Annotated in this window: 17 protein-coding genes and 1 pseudogene; 14 read left to right on the top strand and 4 right to left on the bottom strand. The window is 55.9% G+C overall.

The genetic code is table 11. The annotated features are described in order from the left end of the window. Positions 1-76: 76 nt before the first annotated feature. From BMZ63_RS02000 to BMZ63_RS01945, 12 genes are all read left to right on the top strand, one after another. Positions 77-973: a cation efflux transmembrane domain-containing protein gene (locus BMZ63_RS02000; RefSeq protein WP_091700890.1), complete on the top strand. Its 897-nt coding sequence runs from the start codon at positions 77-79 to the stop codon at positions 971-973. Between the two features lie 3 nt (positions 974-976). After that, entirely contained in the window at positions 977-1,489 is a 513-nt protein-coding gene (lspA, locus tag BMZ63_RS01995; protein WP_091700887.1) for a signal peptidase II, read from the top strand. A 99-nt stretch (positions 1,490-1,588) separates the two neighbouring features. After that, the gene (locus BMZ63_RS01990) at positions 1,589-2,227 is read left to right on the top strand and encodes a peroxiredoxin (protein WP_091700884.1); all 639 of its coding nucleotides are present in this window, start codon (positions 1,589-1,591) and stop codon (positions 2,225-2,227) included. 108 nt (positions 2,228-2,335) lie between these two features. Then, positions 2,336-4,333: a heme lyase CcmF/NrfE family subunit gene (locus tag BMZ63_RS01985; RefSeq protein ID WP_091700881.1), complete on the top strand. Its 1,998-nt coding sequence runs from the start codon at positions 2,336-2,338 to the stop codon at positions 4,331-4,333. Then, a complete protein-coding gene (locus BMZ63_RS01980) occupies positions 4,330-4,854 on the top strand; it encodes a DsbE family thiol:disulfide interchange protein (protein ID WP_091700878.1) in 525 nt (174 codons plus the stop codon). Before BMZ63_RS01985 ends, BMZ63_RS01980 begins: the two co-directional genes overlap by 4 nt. Beyond that, positions 4,845-5,333, top strand: a complete 489-nt coding sequence (locus BMZ63_RS01975; RefSeq protein ID WP_091700875.1) for a cytochrome c-type biogenesis protein — start codon at positions 4,845-4,847, stop codon at positions 5,331-5,333. The genes BMZ63_RS01980 and BMZ63_RS01975 overlap by 10 nt, the downstream gene beginning before the upstream one ends. A 2-nt stretch (positions 5,334-5,335) precedes the next feature. Continuing rightward, positions 5,336-6,220 carry a c-type cytochrome biogenesis protein CcmI gene (gene ccmI / locus BMZ63_RS01970; RefSeq protein ID WP_227663644.1) on the top strand — a complete coding sequence of 295 codons (885 nt, stop codon included), beginning with the start codon at positions 5,336-5,338 and terminating at the stop codon, positions 6,218-6,220. 39 nt (positions 6,221-6,259) lie between these two features. Then, positions 6,260-7,063, top strand: a complete 804-nt coding sequence (lgt, locus tag BMZ63_RS01965; protein ID WP_053115065.1) for a prolipoprotein diacylglyceryl transferase — start codon at positions 6,260-6,262, stop codon at positions 7,061-7,063. A 50-nt stretch (positions 7,064-7,113) separates the two neighbouring features. Next, on the top strand, positions 7,114-7,641 hold the full coding sequence (locus tag BMZ63_RS01960) for a MerR family transcriptional regulator (RefSeq protein ID WP_053115066.1): 528 nt from the start codon (positions 7,114-7,116) through the stop codon (positions 7,639-7,641). A gap of 64 nt (positions 7,642-7,705) precedes the next feature. Beyond that, on the top strand, positions 7,706-8,242 hold the full coding sequence (locus BMZ63_RS01955; protein ID WP_014420756.1) for a TetR/AcrR family transcriptional regulator: 537 nt from the start codon (positions 7,706-7,708) through the stop codon (positions 8,240-8,242). Between the two features lie 23 nt (positions 8,243-8,265). After that, entirely contained in the window at positions 8,266-9,420 is a 1,155-nt protein-coding gene (locus BMZ63_RS01950; RefSeq protein ID WP_008172291.1) for an efflux RND transporter periplasmic adaptor subunit, read from the top strand. Between the two features lies 1 nt (position 9,421). Then, a complete protein-coding gene (locus BMZ63_RS01945) occupies positions 9,422-12,472 on the top strand; it encodes an efflux RND transporter permease subunit (RefSeq protein ID WP_014420757.1) in 3,051 nt (1,016 codons plus the stop codon). 15 nt (positions 12,473-12,487) lie between these two features. Here BMZ63_RS01945 and BMZ63_RS01940 read toward each other — a convergent pair whose 3' ends face one another. From BMZ63_RS01940 to BMZ63_RS15280, 3 genes and pseudogenes are all read right to left on the bottom strand, one after another. Beyond that, positions 12,488-13,102, bottom strand: a complete 615-nt coding sequence (locus tag BMZ63_RS01940; protein ID WP_227716182.1) for a substrate binding domain-containing protein — start codon at positions 13,100-13,102, stop codon at positions 12,488-12,490. Continuing rightward, entirely contained in the window at positions 13,059-14,123 is a 1,065-nt protein-coding gene (locus tag BMZ63_RS01935) for a TolC family protein (protein ID WP_091700870.1), read from the bottom strand. Before BMZ63_RS01935 ends, BMZ63_RS01940 begins: the two co-directional genes overlap by 44 nt. Before the next feature lie 275 nt (positions 14,124-14,398). Next, positions 14,399-14,509 (bottom strand): annotated as a pseudogene (locus BMZ63_RS15280) (IS5/IS1182 family transposase); the annotation flags it as partial. Positions 14,510-14,757: 248 nt separating this feature from the next. Between BMZ63_RS15280 and BMZ63_RS01925 the strand changes: the two are divergent. Next, complete coding sequence (locus BMZ63_RS01925; protein ID WP_091700865.1) at positions 14,758-15,081, top strand: hypothetical protein; 324 nt, start codon at positions 14,758-14,760, stop codon at positions 15,079-15,081. A 36-nt stretch (positions 15,082-15,117) separates the two neighbouring features. Then, positions 15,118-15,993 (top strand): AEC family transporter, encoded by an 876-nt coding sequence (locus tag BMZ63_RS01920; RefSeq protein WP_091700863.1) that lies wholly within the window; start codon positions 15,118-15,120, stop codon positions 15,991-15,993. Here BMZ63_RS01920 and BMZ63_RS01915 read toward each other — a convergent pair. Beyond that, positions 15,983-16,642: a DUF2238 domain-containing protein gene (locus tag BMZ63_RS01915; RefSeq protein ID WP_091700861.1), complete on the bottom strand. Its 660-nt coding sequence runs from the start codon at positions 16,640-16,642 to the stop codon at positions 15,983-15,985. The two genes, BMZ63_RS01920 and BMZ63_RS01915, sit on opposite strands and share 11 nt — an antisense overlap. Between the last annotated feature and the right edge of the window lie 119 nt (positions 16,643-16,761).

Below are 16,761 nucleotides of genomic sequence, written 5' to 3'. Positions count from 1 at the left end.
GTATCTGCTCTATTGACCTTATAGTGGCTATATGGTTTTAAATCATAATCCGACAATACTCAAGTGGAGCCGTATCATGAGTAAATCCTGTGAAGGCGCCTGTGGCTGCGACGCAACACCCGCCGAGGGTAACGCCGGGTCGGAGGCCTCTGAAGCGTCCGGCAACTGGATCAGTGTGTATACCGTACCGAAGATGGATTGTCCTTCGGAGGAACGGATGATTCGACTGGCCCTGAATGGTTTTGAAGACATTCGCGGGCTGTCCTTCGACCTGTCTGATCGGCGGTTGAAGGTTGTGCACGATGGCGAGGCTGAGCCTATCACCGCGAAGCTGGCGACCCTCGGGCTGGGAGCTTCGCTTCAGGAAACGGCCGCTGCCGACCCTGAATCAATCAAGGCGCTCGGGGGTACGGCTATCTCGGCCGAGCAGGAGTCGGGCACCCTGCGTTGGTTGCTCGGTATCAATGCTGTCCTGTTTGTGGTGGAAATGACGGTCGGCCTGATCGCGCACTCCACCGGTTTGATTGCAGAATCCCTGGACAATTTTGCCGACGCGGCCGTGTATGGGCTCGCCCTGTATGCGGTTGGGCACAGCGTGAAAATGCAGGTGCGTGCGGCGCATCTCGCGGGCGTACTCCAACTGATACTGGCTGTAGGCGTACTTGCAGAGGTGGTGAGGCGCTTTGTCTTCGGCAGTGAGCCGGAGTCGCTGGCAATGATGGGGATTGCGTTCATCGCATTGATCGCTAACACCACCTGTCTGCTGCTGATATCCAAACATCGGGAGGGCGGTGCCCACATGAAGGCGAGCTGGATATTCTCAGCCAACGATGTGGTCATCAATCTGGGGGTCATTACCGCTGGCGCCCTGGTCGCATGGACTGGCTCCAATTATCCGGACCTGATCATCGGCAGCATCGCGGGGATTATCGTACTCAACGGTGCCAGGCGCATCCTGGCGCTTAAGGGTTAAACAATGTCCATCGTTACCAAAAAACTCTTGCCGTATAGCCTGCTGGCGATTTCGGGCCTGATTGCGGCGTCTGATCAGGTTGTAAAATGGCTGGTCCAGCAGTCAATGGCGTATGGCGAATCGATTCCGGTGACCCCGTTCTTTAACTGGGTTCATGTCTGGAACACCGGCGCCGCATTCAGCCTGTTTGCCGATGGCGGAGGTTGGCAGCGATACTTTCTTATCACAGTCGCGGTAGTTGTCTCGATTGTACTGATCGGGCTGATTCTTCAGTGCCGCCGCAGGGGAGAAGCCATCGCGTACAGCCTTATTCTTGGCGGTGCCGTGGGCAACCTGATTGACCGGATATTTCGTGGCTATGTTGTGGATTCCTTTGATGTCTATTGGCAATCCTGGCACTGGCCAGCCTTTAACCTTTCCGATATCGCCATTGTGCTGGGCACCGTGCTTTTCCTCTATGTCAGTTTCATACCCGAAAAATCGGGCACGAACGTCGAGCTCGATGGATCAGGCTAAAAAACATCTGACAAACGCCTTGACCTTAAAGTTGACTTTAAAGATATCGTCTGTACTGACGAACCGAGAACGACAGCCAAAGCAAAGGAGAATGAAACGATGACATTGCAACTTGGAGAAACCGCTCCCGATTTCACCGTCGCATCCACCGAGGGAAACATTCAGTTTCATGAGTGGCTGGGAGACGACTGGGCCGTGCTGTTTTCACACCCCGCCGACTACACCCCTGTCTGTACCACAGAGCTCGGCGCCTTCGCCAAGCGTAAGGACGAGTTCGCCAGTCGCGGTGTGAAGCTGATCGGGGTCTCCGTCGACCCGCTCGACTCCCATAAAGACTGGGCGAAGGATATCGAGAAAACCCAGGGCAAGGGGCTCAATTTTCCCCTGTTGGCAGACAAGGATCAGGTGGTTGCCGACCAGTACGGAATGATCCATCCAAAAGCCGATCCCAAGGTGACTGTTCGAACGGTATTCATTATCGATTCCGCGAAAAAAATCCGTCTGATGCTGACGTATCCGCCCAGCACCGGGCGCAATCTGGACGAGATCCTGCGCGTCATTGATTCGCTCCAACTGACCGACAACCACAAAGTGGCCACGCCGGTGGACTGGAAGAATGGCGAGGATGTGATCATCGTTCCGTCGCTCTCCAACGAAGAGGCCAAAGAGCGCTTCCCCGACGGATGGGATGAGCAGACACCGTATCTGCGCGTTACCCGCCAACCTCGTCGGAAGTAATAGAGAATTCGTCAGCTGGCCTTGTGGCTGGCTGACGAAGCAATACCTGAGAAACCTTCACCGATAGGTTCGGTCATCGCCGAACCCGCAACCGAACACGGCCCCGAAATGCTTACCCTGACAATCCCTGAAGTTGGTCTCTTCGCGTTATTGATTGCACTTTGCCTGTCGCTGCTTCAGGCGACCGTGCCCTTGCTGGGAGCCGCCACCCGGCGCCCGTTGTGGATGGCATTTGCAGAGCCCATGGCATGGGGGCAATTTGTTTTTCTACTGGTTTCTTATGCCAGCCTGACCGCCAGTTTTCTTCTGGATGATTTCAGCGTGGATTATGTGGCCCGTAATTCCAACTCGATGCTGCCCTGGTACTACAAGTTCACCGCCGTCTGGGGCTCTCATGAAGGCTCGGTGCTGTTATGGAGTCTGATTCTCAGTGGCTGGGGCTTTGCCGTCAGTCTGTTTTCCCGCCAGTTGCCACGGGATATGCTGGCACGGGTTCTGGGAGTTCTGGGTGTCGTCAGCGCAGGGTTCCTGCTTTTCATCGTCGTTACGTCCAGTCCCTTTGATCGCCTGTTGCCGGGCATGCCAGCCGACGGTGCCGATCTGAATCCGTTGTTGCAGGATGTTGGCCTGATCATCCATCCGCCGATGCTTTACATGGGCTATGTGGGTTTTTCAGTGGTCTTTGCTTTTGCCATCGCTGCGCTGATCGAAGGGCGTCTCGATGCGGCCTGGACGCGCTGGGTTCGGCCGTGGACCAACATTGCCTGGGCCTTTCTGACCCTCGGCATCGCTCTGGGTAGCTGGTGGGCCTACTATGAGCTGGGTTGGGGCGGCTGGTGGTTCTGGGATCCGGTGGAAAATGCATCGCTCCTGCCCTGGCTGAGCGGGACAGCGCTGATACATTCACTGGCGGTCACGGAAAAACGCGGCACGTTCAAGAGCTGGACGGCACTGCTGGCGATTTTCACGTTCTCACTCTCGTTACTGGGCACCTTCCTGGTGCGCTCAGGGGTACTGACCTCGGTTCATGCCTTTGCCAATGATCCATCTCGGGGGCTCTTCATTCTGGCGTTGCTGGGAATAACGGTCGGCGTCTCGCTTTTGATCTTTGCGCTACGGGCGCCGCGAATGAGCGCCAATGCGGGCTTTAGCTGGCTTTCCCGGGATGCTCTGTTGCTGATCAACAATATTTTGCTGGTCATCATGACGATCACGGTCCTGATGGGCACCCTGTACCCCTTGATCCTGGATGCACTCGGGCTGGGCAAGGTCAGTATCGGCGCGCCTTACTTTAATAGCCTGTTCGTGCCACTGACCGTCATGCTGTGTGCCTTTATGGGGCTGGGGCCGGTCTCACGCTGGAAGCAGATGCCCGGTCGGGAGCTGTTCCGGCGACTACTGGGGGCGGGCTTGGCCGCACTGGCGATTGCGATATCGATACCGTTTCTTTACAACGGCCAGTGGAATGTCGCCGTGGCGCTGGGGATGGTGGCGGCCCTGTGGGTAGTACTGGCGTTGGTGCGCGACCTGTTTGATAAAGTCCGCAATGCGTCCTCTGCGCTGTCCGGATTGCGTAAGTTGACCCCTTCATACTGGGGCATGGTGGTCGGCCACGTGGGCCTGGCCGTCACCATCGTGGGCGTGGTGATGGTGTCGAACTACGCCATGGAGCGTAATGTGCGGCTTGATATCGGTGAGCAGGTGAATCTGGGCGGGTACGATTTTACGCTGACCGAACTGGGCGAGCGTCGGGGGCCCAACTTCCTCGCCGATACGGCGACCATCGAGGTTGCCCGTGAAGGCCGGATTGTCACCACCCTGTACCCGGAGAAGCGCCTGTACATTGCCCGAGGGCAGCCGATGACCGATGTCGCGCTGCATCCTGGCCTGCTTCGGGACCTTTATGTGGCCATGGGTGAGGAGCTGGACGACGGTAGCTGGGCAATGCGCATACAGGTCAAGCCCTTCATACGCTGGCTATGGCTGGGTGCGCTGTTGATGGCTTTCGGGGGCGTCCTCGCCGTGGCAGACCGCCGCTACCGTCGTCGCCGTGCAGTCGCCGCTAACGGGGAATCGACGGGGCCGACGCGCGAGGTCCGCGCATGATACGCCGGCTGTTGCTGCTGCTTCCTTTTCTGGTATTCGTTGGCCTGGCCTTCTTTTTATACCGGGGGCTTTCGCTGGATCCCAGTGCTCGCGAGTCGGCCTTGTGGGGTCAGGAGTTTCCGTCGTTCACGCTCTCAACGCTGGAGGAACCCGGCGCCGAGGTGGATGAATCCCTGCTTCGTGGCCGGATGTCTCTGGTCAATGTCTGGGCCTCCTGGTGCCCGACTTGCAAGGAGGAGATGCCCCAGTTGCTGGCGCTCTCTGAGCGCGGCGTTCAGATGGTGGGCATCAACTATAAAGACGCCCGCGACCTGGGACGACAGTTTCTTGAAGAGTTTGGAAAACCTTTCGAGGTCAACATCTTCGATCCTGCCGGTGACCTGGGTTTCGAGCTTGGCGTGTATGGCGTGCCCGAAACCTTCTTGGTCGACGCAAACGGTATCGTTCGATACAAGCACGTTGGGTATATCACGCCCGCCCAGGTGGATGAAGTCATGGCGGAGGTAGAAAAATGGCACTAACCCTGAAGAGCCGTTGCTGTGTGGTCATCGTGCTTTTGCTGGCTTCGTTCCAGTCGATGGCGGACACGGCAATCGATGCGCGTCATTTCGAGGATCCGGTGATGGCGGAGCGTTATCGCGACCTTACGGCGTCTTTGCGGTGCCCTAAATGTGATGCTCAAGCCATCGACAGCTCCGATTCGCCGGTGGCGGCGGACATGCGGGAGCGGGTAGCGCTGATGCTTCATGAGGGGCGTGCGGATAAGGAAATTCTTGATTTCATGGCTAATCGTTTTGGCGAGTTCGTTCTTTACAATCCGCGCCTTGACGGGCGCACGTGGCTGCTTTGGGCATTGCCGGCAGCGCTGGTAGCAGGAGGCGCCCTGGTTGTGATTGCCTTTGTCCGGGCACGCAGGCACCGGCGAGTGCGGCCGCTCTCCGAGGAGGAGCGTACCCGCCTGTCCTCTTTGATTCATCGTCATCGTGAGAGGTCGGAATGACTATGCTCTGGTTAAGTATCGGCACACTGTTGCTTATAGCGCTGTGGTTCCTGAGTCTACCGTTGCGAAGAGCAAGGGCGATCCATGACTGGCAGCAAGGGTTTGAAACGGATGACCGCGCGGAGGAGCAGAATCTGGCCGTGTATGAGCGTCGGCTTGCGGCACTGGAAAGCGCCTGCGAGCGCGGCGAGGTTGACGTCGCACGCTTTGAAGAAAGCCGTCACGAGCTTGAACGCAATCTTCTGGAGGACACCGAGGCCCGTCGTCGCGTGCCTCTCAGGAACCCGCTGGCAGGACGTTTTGTAATCCCTCTGGTGATAACGGCATTGATTGCCGCCACCGTAACCGGCTATCGATGGGTGGGCGCCAATGGCGATCTGGCTCTGTATGCCGTGGTGCAGGAGGTTCTTAACCCTCCCGGTGCCTCACCGGAGAACCTGATTGTCCGGCTCGAAGAGCAGGCCGAGAGTCAGCCGGATAATCCCAAGGTCTGGGCTTTGTTGTTTCCGCTGTACCAGAAGGTCGGTCAGCCAGATCGGTCGATTCGCGCCCTGGAGCGATTGATCGAACTGGAAGGCCGCCGAGCCGATCTTCTGGCCCAACTGGCTCAGTTGAAATTCTATGTGGCCGGAGGCAGCCTGACCTATGAAGTTCAGGCGCTGGTAGATGAAACACTCGATAAGGATCCGCGTCAGCCGACAGTGTTGGGCATGCTGGGGGTTGAGGCTTTCGACGATGGCCGCTATGAACAGGCGATCGGTTACTGGCGCCGAGCGTTGGCTGGCTTCGAGGATTCCGCCTCCGCAGAGGTCATTCGTAAAGGTATCGCTGTTGCCAGGCAACGATTGGAGGAGACAGCCAATGGAGCGGAACGTGTTACTGATTGAAACCCTAACGCACGTTCACACACGAAATCAGGGAAGCTTATGCTTCAGTATCCTCAAATCGACCCGGTAGCCATTGCACTGGGCCCACTGAAAATCCATTGGTACGGCCTGATGTACCTTGTCGGTTTTCTCGCGGCCTGGTGGCTGGGGCGTCGTCGGGCTCATCGACTCGGGTTGAACGCAGACGCTGTTGAAACATTGATTTTCTACTGTGCGATGGGCGTCATTCTGGGTGGCCGCGTCGGTTACGCGCTCTTCTACGGTTTTGACAAGCTGGCAGACAATCCGCTTTGGCTGTTCAAGGTCTGGGAAGGGGGCATGAGTTTTCACGGCGGCTTGACCGGCGTCCTGATTGCAGCCTTGGTCTTCGCCCGCAAGCAGAACCTGCGGTTTTTCCAACTCACGGATTTTATAGCGCCACTGGTGCCAATTGGCCTGGGGGCGGGGCGCCTTGGCAACTTTATCAACCACGAGCTCCCGGGGCGGGTCAGCGACGTGCCCTGGGCCATGGTGTTCCCGAATATGGGGTCGGCGCCACGTCACCCGTCGTCATTGTACGAGTTTGCCCTGGAAGGTGTTGTGCTGTTTGTGGTGCTGTGGTGGTTCTCACGCCACCCTCGTCGGATGGGCGCAACGTCCGGCCTGTTCCTGTTGCTCTACGGAATTTTCCGTTTTGCGGTCGAGTTTGTTCGCCTCCCCGACCCGCAACTGGGGTTCATTGCCCTTGACTGGGTGACCATGGGGCAGTTGTTGACCTTGCCGATGATCCTTGGAGGCCTTGGGTTAGTCGCTTGGTCGAAAAGCCAACCGATCAATAACGTAAAGGTGGCGACGGGCGGATAAAGGTCGACTTCATTTATGCAATAACAAATTGAGAGAGTTTCAGAGTGGTCATGCTGGCGTTTTCTCCTCTGATATATCGGGATCTGTTTCATGCGAGCGATGTGGGCACGATGAAAGTCAATGAAATTGCAAACTTGGCGGATGTCTCTCCGGACACCGTTCGTTTCTATAACCGTGAAGGGTTACTTCGGCCACGAAAAGATCCCCGAAATGGCTACAACTTGTATAATTCGGAAGACCTGTGGCGCTTACGGTTTGTTCGCGTGGCAAACAAGCTGGGATTCAACCTGCGTGAAGTCAAAGTCATTCTAAGTCATGGGACGGAGGGTGGCTTGGCTGGCAGCGACCTGAAGGAGCTATTCACAGACCGCCTTTGCAGACTGGATCAGGAGTTAAAGGAGCTCAAGAGACTTCGTGACGACATGAAAACTACAGTCCAGGTTTGGAGACAGATGCCTGATGGAGCCCCCAATGGCCATTCTGTCCAGGAATTCAGTAGGGCACCTACTTCGGTATACGCCTATATTTTCGGTTTGAAAATAAGTGAACGTTCATTTATTTTAGGCCGACCAATTTGAAGCGTTGAGCAGACAAATGCGGCAAAGAGACGACTCGAAACGAATAGCCTTCCTGGAAGCTACCGTGAGGGAAGTAGCAGATCACGGTTTTTCAGCAACCTCGGTTGGCAAGATAGCCAAGGCTGCGGGTTTGTCACCAGCCACGCTGTACATCTATTACGAAGATAAAGAACAGCTTTTATTGGCGACATTTTATTACGTCAGCGATCAGGTCATTGATGCGGCGCTGGACAGTTTTTCTCGCGGGAAAGATCTGCGTGAAGGACTGCGACGCCAGTGGCACACACTGTTCCGGATCGGCCTTGAGCGTCCGGAACTATTCCGCTACCACGAGACGTTCACGCATTCTGCTTGGATGACTCCCGAGATCCAGGCACGAAACGAAAGCCGAGCCGCAAATCTTTTGAATGCAGTTGATCAGGGAAAGCAATCCGGGCTGATCAAACCGGTACCTTTTCCACTTCTCGAAACGTTTATGTTCCGCCCGATTTACCACCTCGTTCAACGATGCCTGCAAGGGTCGTTCGAAGGTACCGATGAGCATATCGAATTAGCGTTTAATATGGCTTGGGATGCGGTTGCCGATCGTCGGAATACCTAATTTTTTCTGGAGAGTGACGCGTTATGAAATTCAAGATGGTCAGTACCGCCATGCCCTTGAGAGGCCTACAAGCGCTTGCAATGCTTTCGAGCCTCCTGGTGATGGGATGTTCGGCGGAGGCGCCCCCTCTGACACAGCAAACTGTCTACCCGGTAAAGCTCATGACGCTGGAGCAGGCGCAGTCAGGCACGCTCAATCAGTATCCGGGCAGAGTCTCGGCGTCTGACCATTCAGAACTCTCTTTCAGAGTGGGAGGAGAGCTGACGGAGCTGGCCGTTAAAGCAGGCGACACTGTGGAAAAAGGGGAGGTCGTTGCCCGCCTGGACGATCGGGACGCAAGAACCCGCCTGGAAAACGCCCGGTCAAATTTCAATCTGGCACAGGCCACCTTCGAGCGAATGCGAATATCGTTGGAGCGCCAGGCCATCAGTCAGGCCCGTTTCGATGAGGCCGAGGCCGAGTACCTCTCTGCCAGAGCGCAACTGGCCAGCGCGGAGGACCAACTTTCCTATACCGTTCTCAAAGCGCCATTTGATGGCGTCATTTCACGGGTGCCGGTGGATGTCTTTCAGGTTGTATCAGCGCAGCAGGCCATTGCCGAACTGCAACGGCCCGGCTCTATCGACGTCTCGTTCCAGATGCCTGAACAACAGGTCCGCCGCCTTCAACCACAGAGATCCAGGAACGTTCGCGCCAATGGCAACACTATCGCGTGGGTACAGTTTCCCGAGCTTCCCGATAAACGCTACGCCGCGAGCTACAAAGAGCATGACAGCAATGCCTCTCAGGGGTCGCTCAGTTATGAGGTTACCGTAACGCTCCCTGAACCCGAGGACATCACAGTGCTTTCGGGGATGAGCGCGACCGTTCTGCTTGATTACGGCACATTGGCTGGAGAGAGCGCCCCGTCGTGGCTGATACCAACCGCGGCGCTTGTAACACCTGACGCAGAACCCGGCACTAGCGTGGTTTGGCGATACGTGGCTGCTGCCGATGGTGAGAATGGCGATAACACGGGCAGCGTCGAGCCGGTGGATGTCGAGCCGGGTAAGAAAATGAACGATGGCGTGCTTGTTCGGGGAGAGCTCAGCCCGGGCGACAGAATCGTGGTTGCCGGCGCTCACCGGATGAACAGGGATCGTTCGGTCCGTCCCTGGGAAAAAGAGGGCGGGCTCTGAGATGGTCGATTATTTTCTTGATCGGAAGTCCATCAGCTGGATGGTCACGCTGTTGCTTGGGGTTGGGGGCATGTTCGCGTTTCTGGGTCTTGGCCAGCTTGAATTCCCGGAGTTCACGTTACGTTCCGCCTTGGTGACCACCCAATATCCCGGAGCAACGCCTCTTGAAGTCGAGGAGGAGGTTACGCTGCCTCTGGAAAAAGCGATCCAGCAGATGCCGGGCATCGATGACATTACTTCGGTGAACTCGGACGGCTTGTCGCAGATTACTGTCCAACTCAAGAAGACGGTCAGAGAAGGGGAGTTAGACCAGTATTGGGATATCCTTCGGCGAAAGATTAATGATGCCCAGCCTGGTCTGCCACCAGGCGTGAACACGTCCATCGTGAACGATGACTTTGGCGATGTCTTCGGCCTGCTGCTCACGTTGCGTGGTGACGGCTACTCGCTGAAAGATCTTGGTGACCATGCGGATCTCATTCAGCGAGAACTGCGATTGTTGGAGGGCGTCGCAAAAGTCAGTATCGGTGGTCGTGTCGACGAGCAGATGATCGTGTCACTGGACCGTGACCGTATGCGTGCTCTTGGCATTTCGCCAGAATACCTGGCAAGCCTTCTGAATGCGCAGAATACGGTGGGCAACGCTGGCCACCTGCGCAGTGAAGGGCTGTCGTTATCCGTTCAGCCAACCGGTCAGCTTGATTCCGTTCAGGCACTTGAGCAACTGGCAGTTGGAAGCGCTGATTCGGGTATTATCCGGCTCAGCGATCTGGCCGAAGTTCGCAGGGTGACCAATGACTCACCCGCCTTGCTTTACCACTCTGACGGATTGCCTGCTTTGACCATCGGCGTGTCATTTGCAGAGGGCACCAACGTTGTTGATGTAGGTGAGAGTCTCAATGAGGCTTTGAAACGCCTGGAAAAACAGCAACCCATCGGCATGACACTGAACACAGTGTATAACCAGCCTGAAGTAGTCGAGGAGGCAGTATCTGCTTTTCTCATGAACCTTGCTCAGGCGGTGGGCATTGTCATTATTGTGCTTTTGCTGTTCATGGGGCTGCGAAGTGGCCTGCTCATGGGGCTGATCCTGCTGATTACCATCATGGGTACATTCGTGCTTATGGCAATACACGGTATTCAGCTCCAGAAGATTTCATTGGGTGCGCTGATCATTGCGCTGGGGATGCTGGTCGATAATGCCATCGTCGTCACCGAGGGCATGATGATTGGCCTTTCCAAGGGCAAGTCCAAAAGGCAGGCAGCCAAAGAAGTGGTCTCGCAGAACCGGTACCCGCTGCTCGGCGCTACCGTGATTGCCATTACGGCCTTTGCTCCTATCGGCCTTTCACCAGACACCACCGGAGAATTCATTGGCTCCCTGTTCTGGGTTCTGTGCTACTCGCTTTTCCTGAGCTGGCTGACGGCACTCACTCTGACCCCGTTTTTCTTTGATATGTTCTATCCCGACAAGCTCGAGAGTGTCGGGCAGTCATCCGATAACGACCCCTATAAGGGAATTGTTTTCGTCGTCTTCCGCCGCCTGCTGACCTACGCGATTCATTATCGCTTCGTGACATTAACACTTGCGATCGCGCTTCTGGCTGGGGTTCTATCGTTCTCGGGACAGGTTAAGAATGCTTTCTTCCCGAATGCCACAACGCCACTCTTCTTTGTTGACCTTTGGTTGCCCGAGGGCGCCGACATCTTGCAAACCGAAGAGACCGTAAAGCGGCTGGAATCGCGCGTGAATGACATGGACCAGGTCGTTCAGGTGACCAGTGTCACCGGTGGCGGAGCCCAGCGTTTTACGTTGACGTATTCACCGGAGCAGCGATACGCCAGTTTTGGCCAATTGATCGTAGAGACCCGGGATAAGGCGTCGAGAGAGGCCCGTATGGAGGAAGTCATTGAGCAACTGCGTACAGACTTCCCGAACGTGCATTACAAAGTGCAGGCTTTGCAGGTGGGGCCCTCAGCCAAAGCCAGTCTTGAAGCTCGTATCTTTGGAGAAGATCCCGAAGAACTCCGGAAAATCGGTGTGCGCGTGCAGGCAATTTTTGAAAATGAACCTCTGGCCGACAGCGTGCGCTTGTCCTGGGGTAATCGGGAAGCCGTGATCGTACCGGAGTTCCTCGAAGAACAGGCCCGGCGCCTTGGCGTATCTCGCGAATCACTGCACCAGGCGTTGTTGCTGAATAATCAGGGGCAGCAGGTTGGAGTGTACCGTGAGGGGAGCGACCTCATTCCGATCATTATGCGGTCAAGAGAGGAGCAGCGTTTTGACATCGAAAACCTTACCTCGATCAATGTCTGGAGTGAAGAGCAGGGCCGCTATGTCAGCGCGGGCAACGTCATCAATGCCATCAATACGGAACTGCGGGATCCGTTGATAAAACGCAGAAACAGGGAGCGGATGTTGGCGGTTTATGCCGAACCCATGCCTTTGTCGGGGGAGACGGCGGCGAGTGTGCTGGAGAGGATCCGCCCGCAGGTCGACGCGCTGGAGCTTCCCCACGGCTATTCGATTGAGTGGGGTGGAGAGTACGAGACCTCATCCGAAGCTCAGACTTCGCTTTTCTCCTCGCTGCCTCTTGGACTGCTGGGGATGTTCATTATTTCGATGCTGTTGTTCGGTAGCTTCCGACAGGCTCTGTCTATCTGGATGATTGTTCCTCTCATGATGATTGGAATCATTGGTGGACTGGTATTGCTCGGCGCGCCTTTTACATTCATGGCGCTGCTCGGGACTCTGAGTCTGATCGGTATGGTACTGAAGAATGCCATTGTGCTGGTTGAGGAGATCAATATTCAGTTAGAACAGCAGGATGATGCATTCACTGCGGTGGTTGAGGCCGCGGTAAGCCGGGTACGACCTGTGCTTATGGCGGCCGTAACCACCATGTTGGGAATGATTCCTCTGTTCAGCGATGCCTTCTTCGCGAGCATGGCGCTGGTTATCGTGTTCGGTTTGGGTGTTGCAACGGTATTGACGTTAGTGGTGCTGCCAGTGGTGTACTGCACGTTAATGAGAATTTCTTATCATCAATAACGCACCCGCTGTTTTTCAGGCGTCTTTTTTTCCTCCGGACAAGCGATCCGGAGGAAAAAAGCCTCCGGCAATCATTGCATTCATCAGTTCGCCTACTTTTGCACGCAGGTCATCCCTCAACAACCTCATTGCCGGCGTTATTGACTGTCGGGTAGGACAAATCAGCCACAGCTCGGATACCGGCGGCGCATAGTCCGGCATGATTGTGGTGACACGGCCTGCAAGCAGATCATCCGACATATCAAGACACGATTTTATCGCAAGACCGCGACCAGCGACGCACCACCGGCGAACCAGATCGCCATCGTTTGAGGCGCGATCGCCCGTCATTTTGACTCGATATTCCTCGTCTCCCCGTTTGAACGTCCAGAGGTCAAATGGGATGTCCTGCAACTGATAGAACAGTCCGTTGTGGTTCTCAAGGTCATCAGGATGAATGGGGCGACCATGACGCGAAAGGTAATCAGGAGATGCGCAAAGCAGGCGCGGCACATCGCAAATTTTGAAGCCATACAGGTTGGTGTCACTGGGCGCGCCGTAGCGAAGCGCCATGTCGACCGAATCCCGGTAAAAGTCCACGTTGGTGTCAGTAATCTGAACTCTGAGATTCAAACCTGGATGCGTTGCCATCAATTCGTCGATCCAGGGCACAACGCGGTAGCTGACCGAGCAATGACCACACCGGGTTGCGCAATAGGGCGTCACTGGGCGATGTGCCTGTTTCGCTAAGCGCTGTTTCCAGGTTGATGGATGGCAGCATGTCCTTGTAGGCAACGGACGTTCGAAAATCATTTGCCCTGATAGCCATATAGGCCGCTTTAAGGTCCGGGCGACGCTGCAATGTTTGCTCTGCAAGGTCGAACAGGGGTAAAAGAACCTGCGGATAGTCGGCGGAAATGACCGTGCTAGCCTGGCTTCGCCCGAGCAACAGGTTCAACGCCCTTTGCTGTTGCTGCAGGGATTCCTGAACTGCAATCAATGTCGCCCTGGCACTGGCCGCAGAGCTTTGGGCGCTGTCCAGATCTTCAAGGTCACCCAGTCCCGAGCGGTAACGCTGAAGAATCCACTGTTCGTTTTTTTCCAATAGCTCCGCGCGTTGCTTTTCGATGGCAACGGAGCGATTCAGATTCACCAGTTTCAACCAGCCCTGCATGACCTCGGCTGCGAGCGTATCCCGCGCAGCTTGGTAGAGAGCCAGCTGTTCAGCAACGTCACTGGCGGCAGCCGACGCCTCATCAGAAATCTTCGACCACAAATCCAGCTCCCAGCTGATGCTGACGGTGCCGGTGTAGGCAGTATCTAGACCGTCAGTGTTATTCGCGACGAATCCAGCCTCGACGTCGGGGAGTTGATCCGCCTGAGTCGCTCGGTATTGAGCACGGAGAATTTGGAGTGAAAGCCGTGTTTGCTGGAAATCAGGATTGGCCGCGCGCGCTTCGACAATAAGCGCGTCCAGGTCATGGCTGTTGACCAGCTCATTCAGGTAGGCTGTTTCGAGACCAACCTCCATCTCAAACTTGGAGACGACGTTCTGACGCTCGGAATCGGCCTGAGCGAGATAGTCCGTTCTCGTGGACAACGAACTGCAGCCTGCAATAACCAGGCAGCATAAAGCAGTCAGCACTACTTTCGAGCAGGGCAAGCGATACATAGGTAAAGTCCATTCGGGCGCGGTCAAATCTGCGGTAAACGACGGGATACAGACTATCTAGGAGGTGGTTAATGGAGGGTTAAGACCTTCATGGACCTGCCTATTATCTACGGCGACGACCAATGGATGCTCCATGAAGAACAGGGCCATGCGCGTGTCACGAAGACCAAAGAAGCATTCGAAGCAGCCGCCGCCCCGACGTGGCGGAAGAGTACAAGAACTACTGCGGTGAAGGACGCATAAAATGGCTTAAAAACGGCGAACCTGTCACTCCGCATGTTGCTGAGCGCCGCGAACAGGTAGAACAGGTTGGTGTTCTTCGACAGGCTGCGATCGCGGACTTTGGCATAACTTAACTGCCGCTTGATGGTGCGAAAGGGATGCTCCGAGTTCAAAAAGTCCGTCAACTGGACCAGAGTGTTCCAGTGCAATTCCACGAATCGGCCCGTTAGGCTGGCGCTATCTTCCAAGCTGAATGTTCGCTTTGCGACCTTTGCGGTCACTTCATGGTGTAAATCTCCGGCCACAATGTGGTGACATGACCACCGGCCCTGGTGGAAGCGTCTGGCCCGGGCGAGGGACTTTTCGTTATGATGGCCGCCGATGTTTCCAATGGTTATAGAGGCCGCCTGCGATGTCTGAAGATCCGCTCAAGTCACTGTCTGATATGGCCAGTGAAGCCCACGCCCGTATCCAGGCCGCCCACGAACACATTAATCCGGTGGTGGAAGTGCGCCAGGGTATGCGTAATTCCGGTATCCCGGCCGATGTAATGACCATTGACTGCCTTCGAACCCGCCGTCGTATCACGTTGATTCTGCACGATGAGCAGCCCGGCGTTGTGCTTTACCAGTTCATCACCATCGAGAAGGAAGTGGGTGACGAGTTTCAGCAACTGGCCCTGGCGGACATGAGCACCGACAAACTGTTTGCCTGGATTGAGGAGTATTTCGGCTAACCGGTTGCCCTTGTGCCGGTTTTTCGATCCCCGCCTATGTTCCAACATCTTGCTAACTCGCTGGTTCCGCTTTTTTCCCTGATTGCCCTGGGCGCTGTGCTCGGGCGTAAAACCGATTTTTTTGATGGCCGGGCGTTGTCCGGGCTGGTGACAACGGTCGGTATTCCAGCACTGCTGTTGCATTCTGTGCTGTCCATGGACATGAACATTGGCCAGATGGGTGAGCTGGTGGCCATTACCGTGGTGTGGATTGTGGTGATGGCGCTGGTGACCGCAGCGGTTTTGCGGTTGGCCGGTTTCCCCGTGCGGGATTATCTGCCGGCGCTGGTTCACCCCAATACCGGCAACATGGGGGTGCCGGTGTGTTATGCCCTGTTCGGGCCGCAGTCCCTAGGCCTGGCGATGGTGATCTCTTCGGTGATCCAGATCAGCCACTTCACGTTGGGCATTGGCTGTTTGTCGAAACAGTTTTCTCTGGCGGCCCTGGTTCGCAATGGGCCGGTACTGGCACTGGCGGCGGGCGCTGGCTTGCTGGCCACTGAAACCACCCTGCCGGCGCCGGTCATGACCACGCTGGATATGCTGGGGTCGATTACCGTGCCGATCATGCTGATGCAGCTGGGCAGCTCCATTGCCAATCTCAGGCTCTCCGGTGGCCGTGAGATGCTCTGGCCGGTGGCTTTCAGTTTTTACCGGCCGCTGGCGGGGTTGGGTGTGGCCTGGCTGGTACTGCTGTTCTGGCCATTGGGGCAGGCGCAGGCACAGATTTTCCTGGTGCAGTGCGCCATGCCCGTTGCCGTGATGAGTTACGTACTGGCGGTCAGATACCACGGGCCGGCTCAGGCTATCGCCCTCACCATTCCACTGTCTGTGGTTGTGTCGTTGGCTGTGGCTATTGCCTTCAGCGTTTGAAAAAGCGCGGGTTGCGGGCAACAAAGCTGTCAATCCAGCGTTCCAGGAAGGATTTCCGTTCCGGGTCTTTCAGGTAGCGCCAGCCCAGGAAGGAAACGATAAGCGCTCCCAGGGCATCCACAATCAGATCCCACATGGTGTCGGTGAGCCCGGAGGGATCGCCAAGCATGGGTTTTTGCATGTTCATCCCGAACAGTGAATCCATGGTGAACTCGAAAATTTCCCACAGGGCGCCCACGCCCAATGCAAACAGGAAGGCGAAGAAGGCAACGAACCCGGCCTTCATGTGCAGCTGCAGCTTTTCGGTTTCATTCATGATGTGAACCAGCAAGAAGCCGAGAATGCCCAGCAGAAATCCGGAGGAGGTGTGCAGCAGGATGTCCCACCACCAGAAGCGGGTGTAATAGCCATGCACCTCTCCCAGAAACAGCGAGGCAAAGACAAAGCCGATGGCCGCCAGCTGCAGTTCCGGCGGTATATGGATCCGGAAACGCCGCTCGAAGAGCACCGGGAAGAAAGTGATCACAATGATCATGCCGGTGAGAAAGGCAATAAACCATTTCTGGCTCCACAGGGCCAGCAAGGCCTCTGCCAGCAGGATCAGCTGCAGCACGGCGGTAATTCGTTGGTGAGTAATTCGAATGCGCATGGTGACAAGTTAACATGAATGATTGAGTTAAGCTGACCAGGATGTAACTGGAGCGAGGTGCGCTATTGCGGACAAAATGAGCCAGTTAGAATTGAAAGTGGACCATCACCATTTAACGG

It is taken from the genome of Marinobacter persicus, from assembly GCF_900114155.1.
Lineage (GTDB): Bacteria > Pseudomonadota > Gammaproteobacteria > Pseudomonadales > Oleiphilaceae > Marinobacter > Marinobacter persicus.
This window is presented reverse-complemented; position numbering and strand designations above follow the sequence as displayed.

Bases quoted from the DNA above. Each gene is read 5' to 3' on its own strand.
- BMZ63_RS02000 (WP_091700890.1), top strand. From the start codon at position 77: ATGAGTAAATCCTGTGAAGGCGCCTGTGGCTGCGACGCAACACCCGCC.
- lspA (WP_091700887.1), top strand. From the start codon at position 977: ATGTCCATCGTTACCAAAAAACTCTTGCCGTATAGCCTGCTGGCGATT.
- BMZ63_RS01990 (WP_091700884.1), top strand. From the start codon at position 1,589: ATGACATTGCAACTTGGAGAAACCGCTCCCGATTTCACCGTCGCATCC.
- BMZ63_RS01985 (WP_091700881.1), top strand. From the start codon at position 2,336: ATGCTTACCCTGACAATCCCTGAAGTTGGTCTCTTCGCGTTATTGATT.
- BMZ63_RS01980 (WP_091700878.1), top strand. From the start codon at position 4,330: ATGATACGCCGGCTGTTGCTGCTGCTTCCTTTTCTGGTATTCGTTGGC.
- BMZ63_RS01975 (WP_091700875.1), top strand. From the start codon at position 4,845: ATGGCACTAACCCTGAAGAGCCGTTGCTGTGTGGTCATCGTGCTTTTG.
- ccmI (WP_227663644.1), top strand. From the start codon at position 5,336: ATGCTCTGGTTAAGTATCGGCACACTGTTGCTTATAGCGCTGTGGTTC.
- lgt (WP_053115065.1), top strand. From the start codon at position 6,260: ATGCTTCAGTATCCTCAAATCGACCCGGTAGCCATTGCACTGGGCCCA.
- BMZ63_RS01960 (WP_053115066.1), top strand. From the start codon at position 7,114: ATGCTGGCGTTTTCTCCTCTGATATATCGGGATCTGTTTCATGCGAGC.
- BMZ63_RS01950 (WP_008172291.1), top strand. From the start codon at position 8,266: ATGAAATTCAAGATGGTCAGTACCGCCATGCCCTTGAGAGGCCTACAA.
- BMZ63_RS01945 (WP_014420757.1), top strand. From the start codon at position 9,422: ATGGTCGATTATTTTCTTGATCGGAAGTCCATCAGCTGGATGGTCACG.
- BMZ63_RS01940 (WP_227716182.1), bottom strand. From the start codon at position 13,102: ATGGCAACGCATCCAGGTTTGAATCTCAGAGTTCAGATTACTGACACC.
- BMZ63_RS01935 (WP_091700870.1), bottom strand. From the start codon at position 14,123: ATGTATCGCTTGCCCTGCTCGAAAGTAGTGCTGACTGCTTTATGCTGC.
- BMZ63_RS01925 (WP_091700865.1), top strand. From the start codon at position 14,758: ATGTCTGAAGATCCGCTCAAGTCACTGTCTGATATGGCCAGTGAAGCC.
- BMZ63_RS01920 (WP_091700863.1), top strand. From the start codon at position 15,118: ATGTTCCAACATCTTGCTAACTCGCTGGTTCCGCTTTTTTCCCTGATT.
- BMZ63_RS01915 (WP_091700861.1), bottom strand. From the start codon at position 16,642: ATGCGCATTCGAATTACTCACCAACGAATTACCGCCGTGCTGCAGCTG.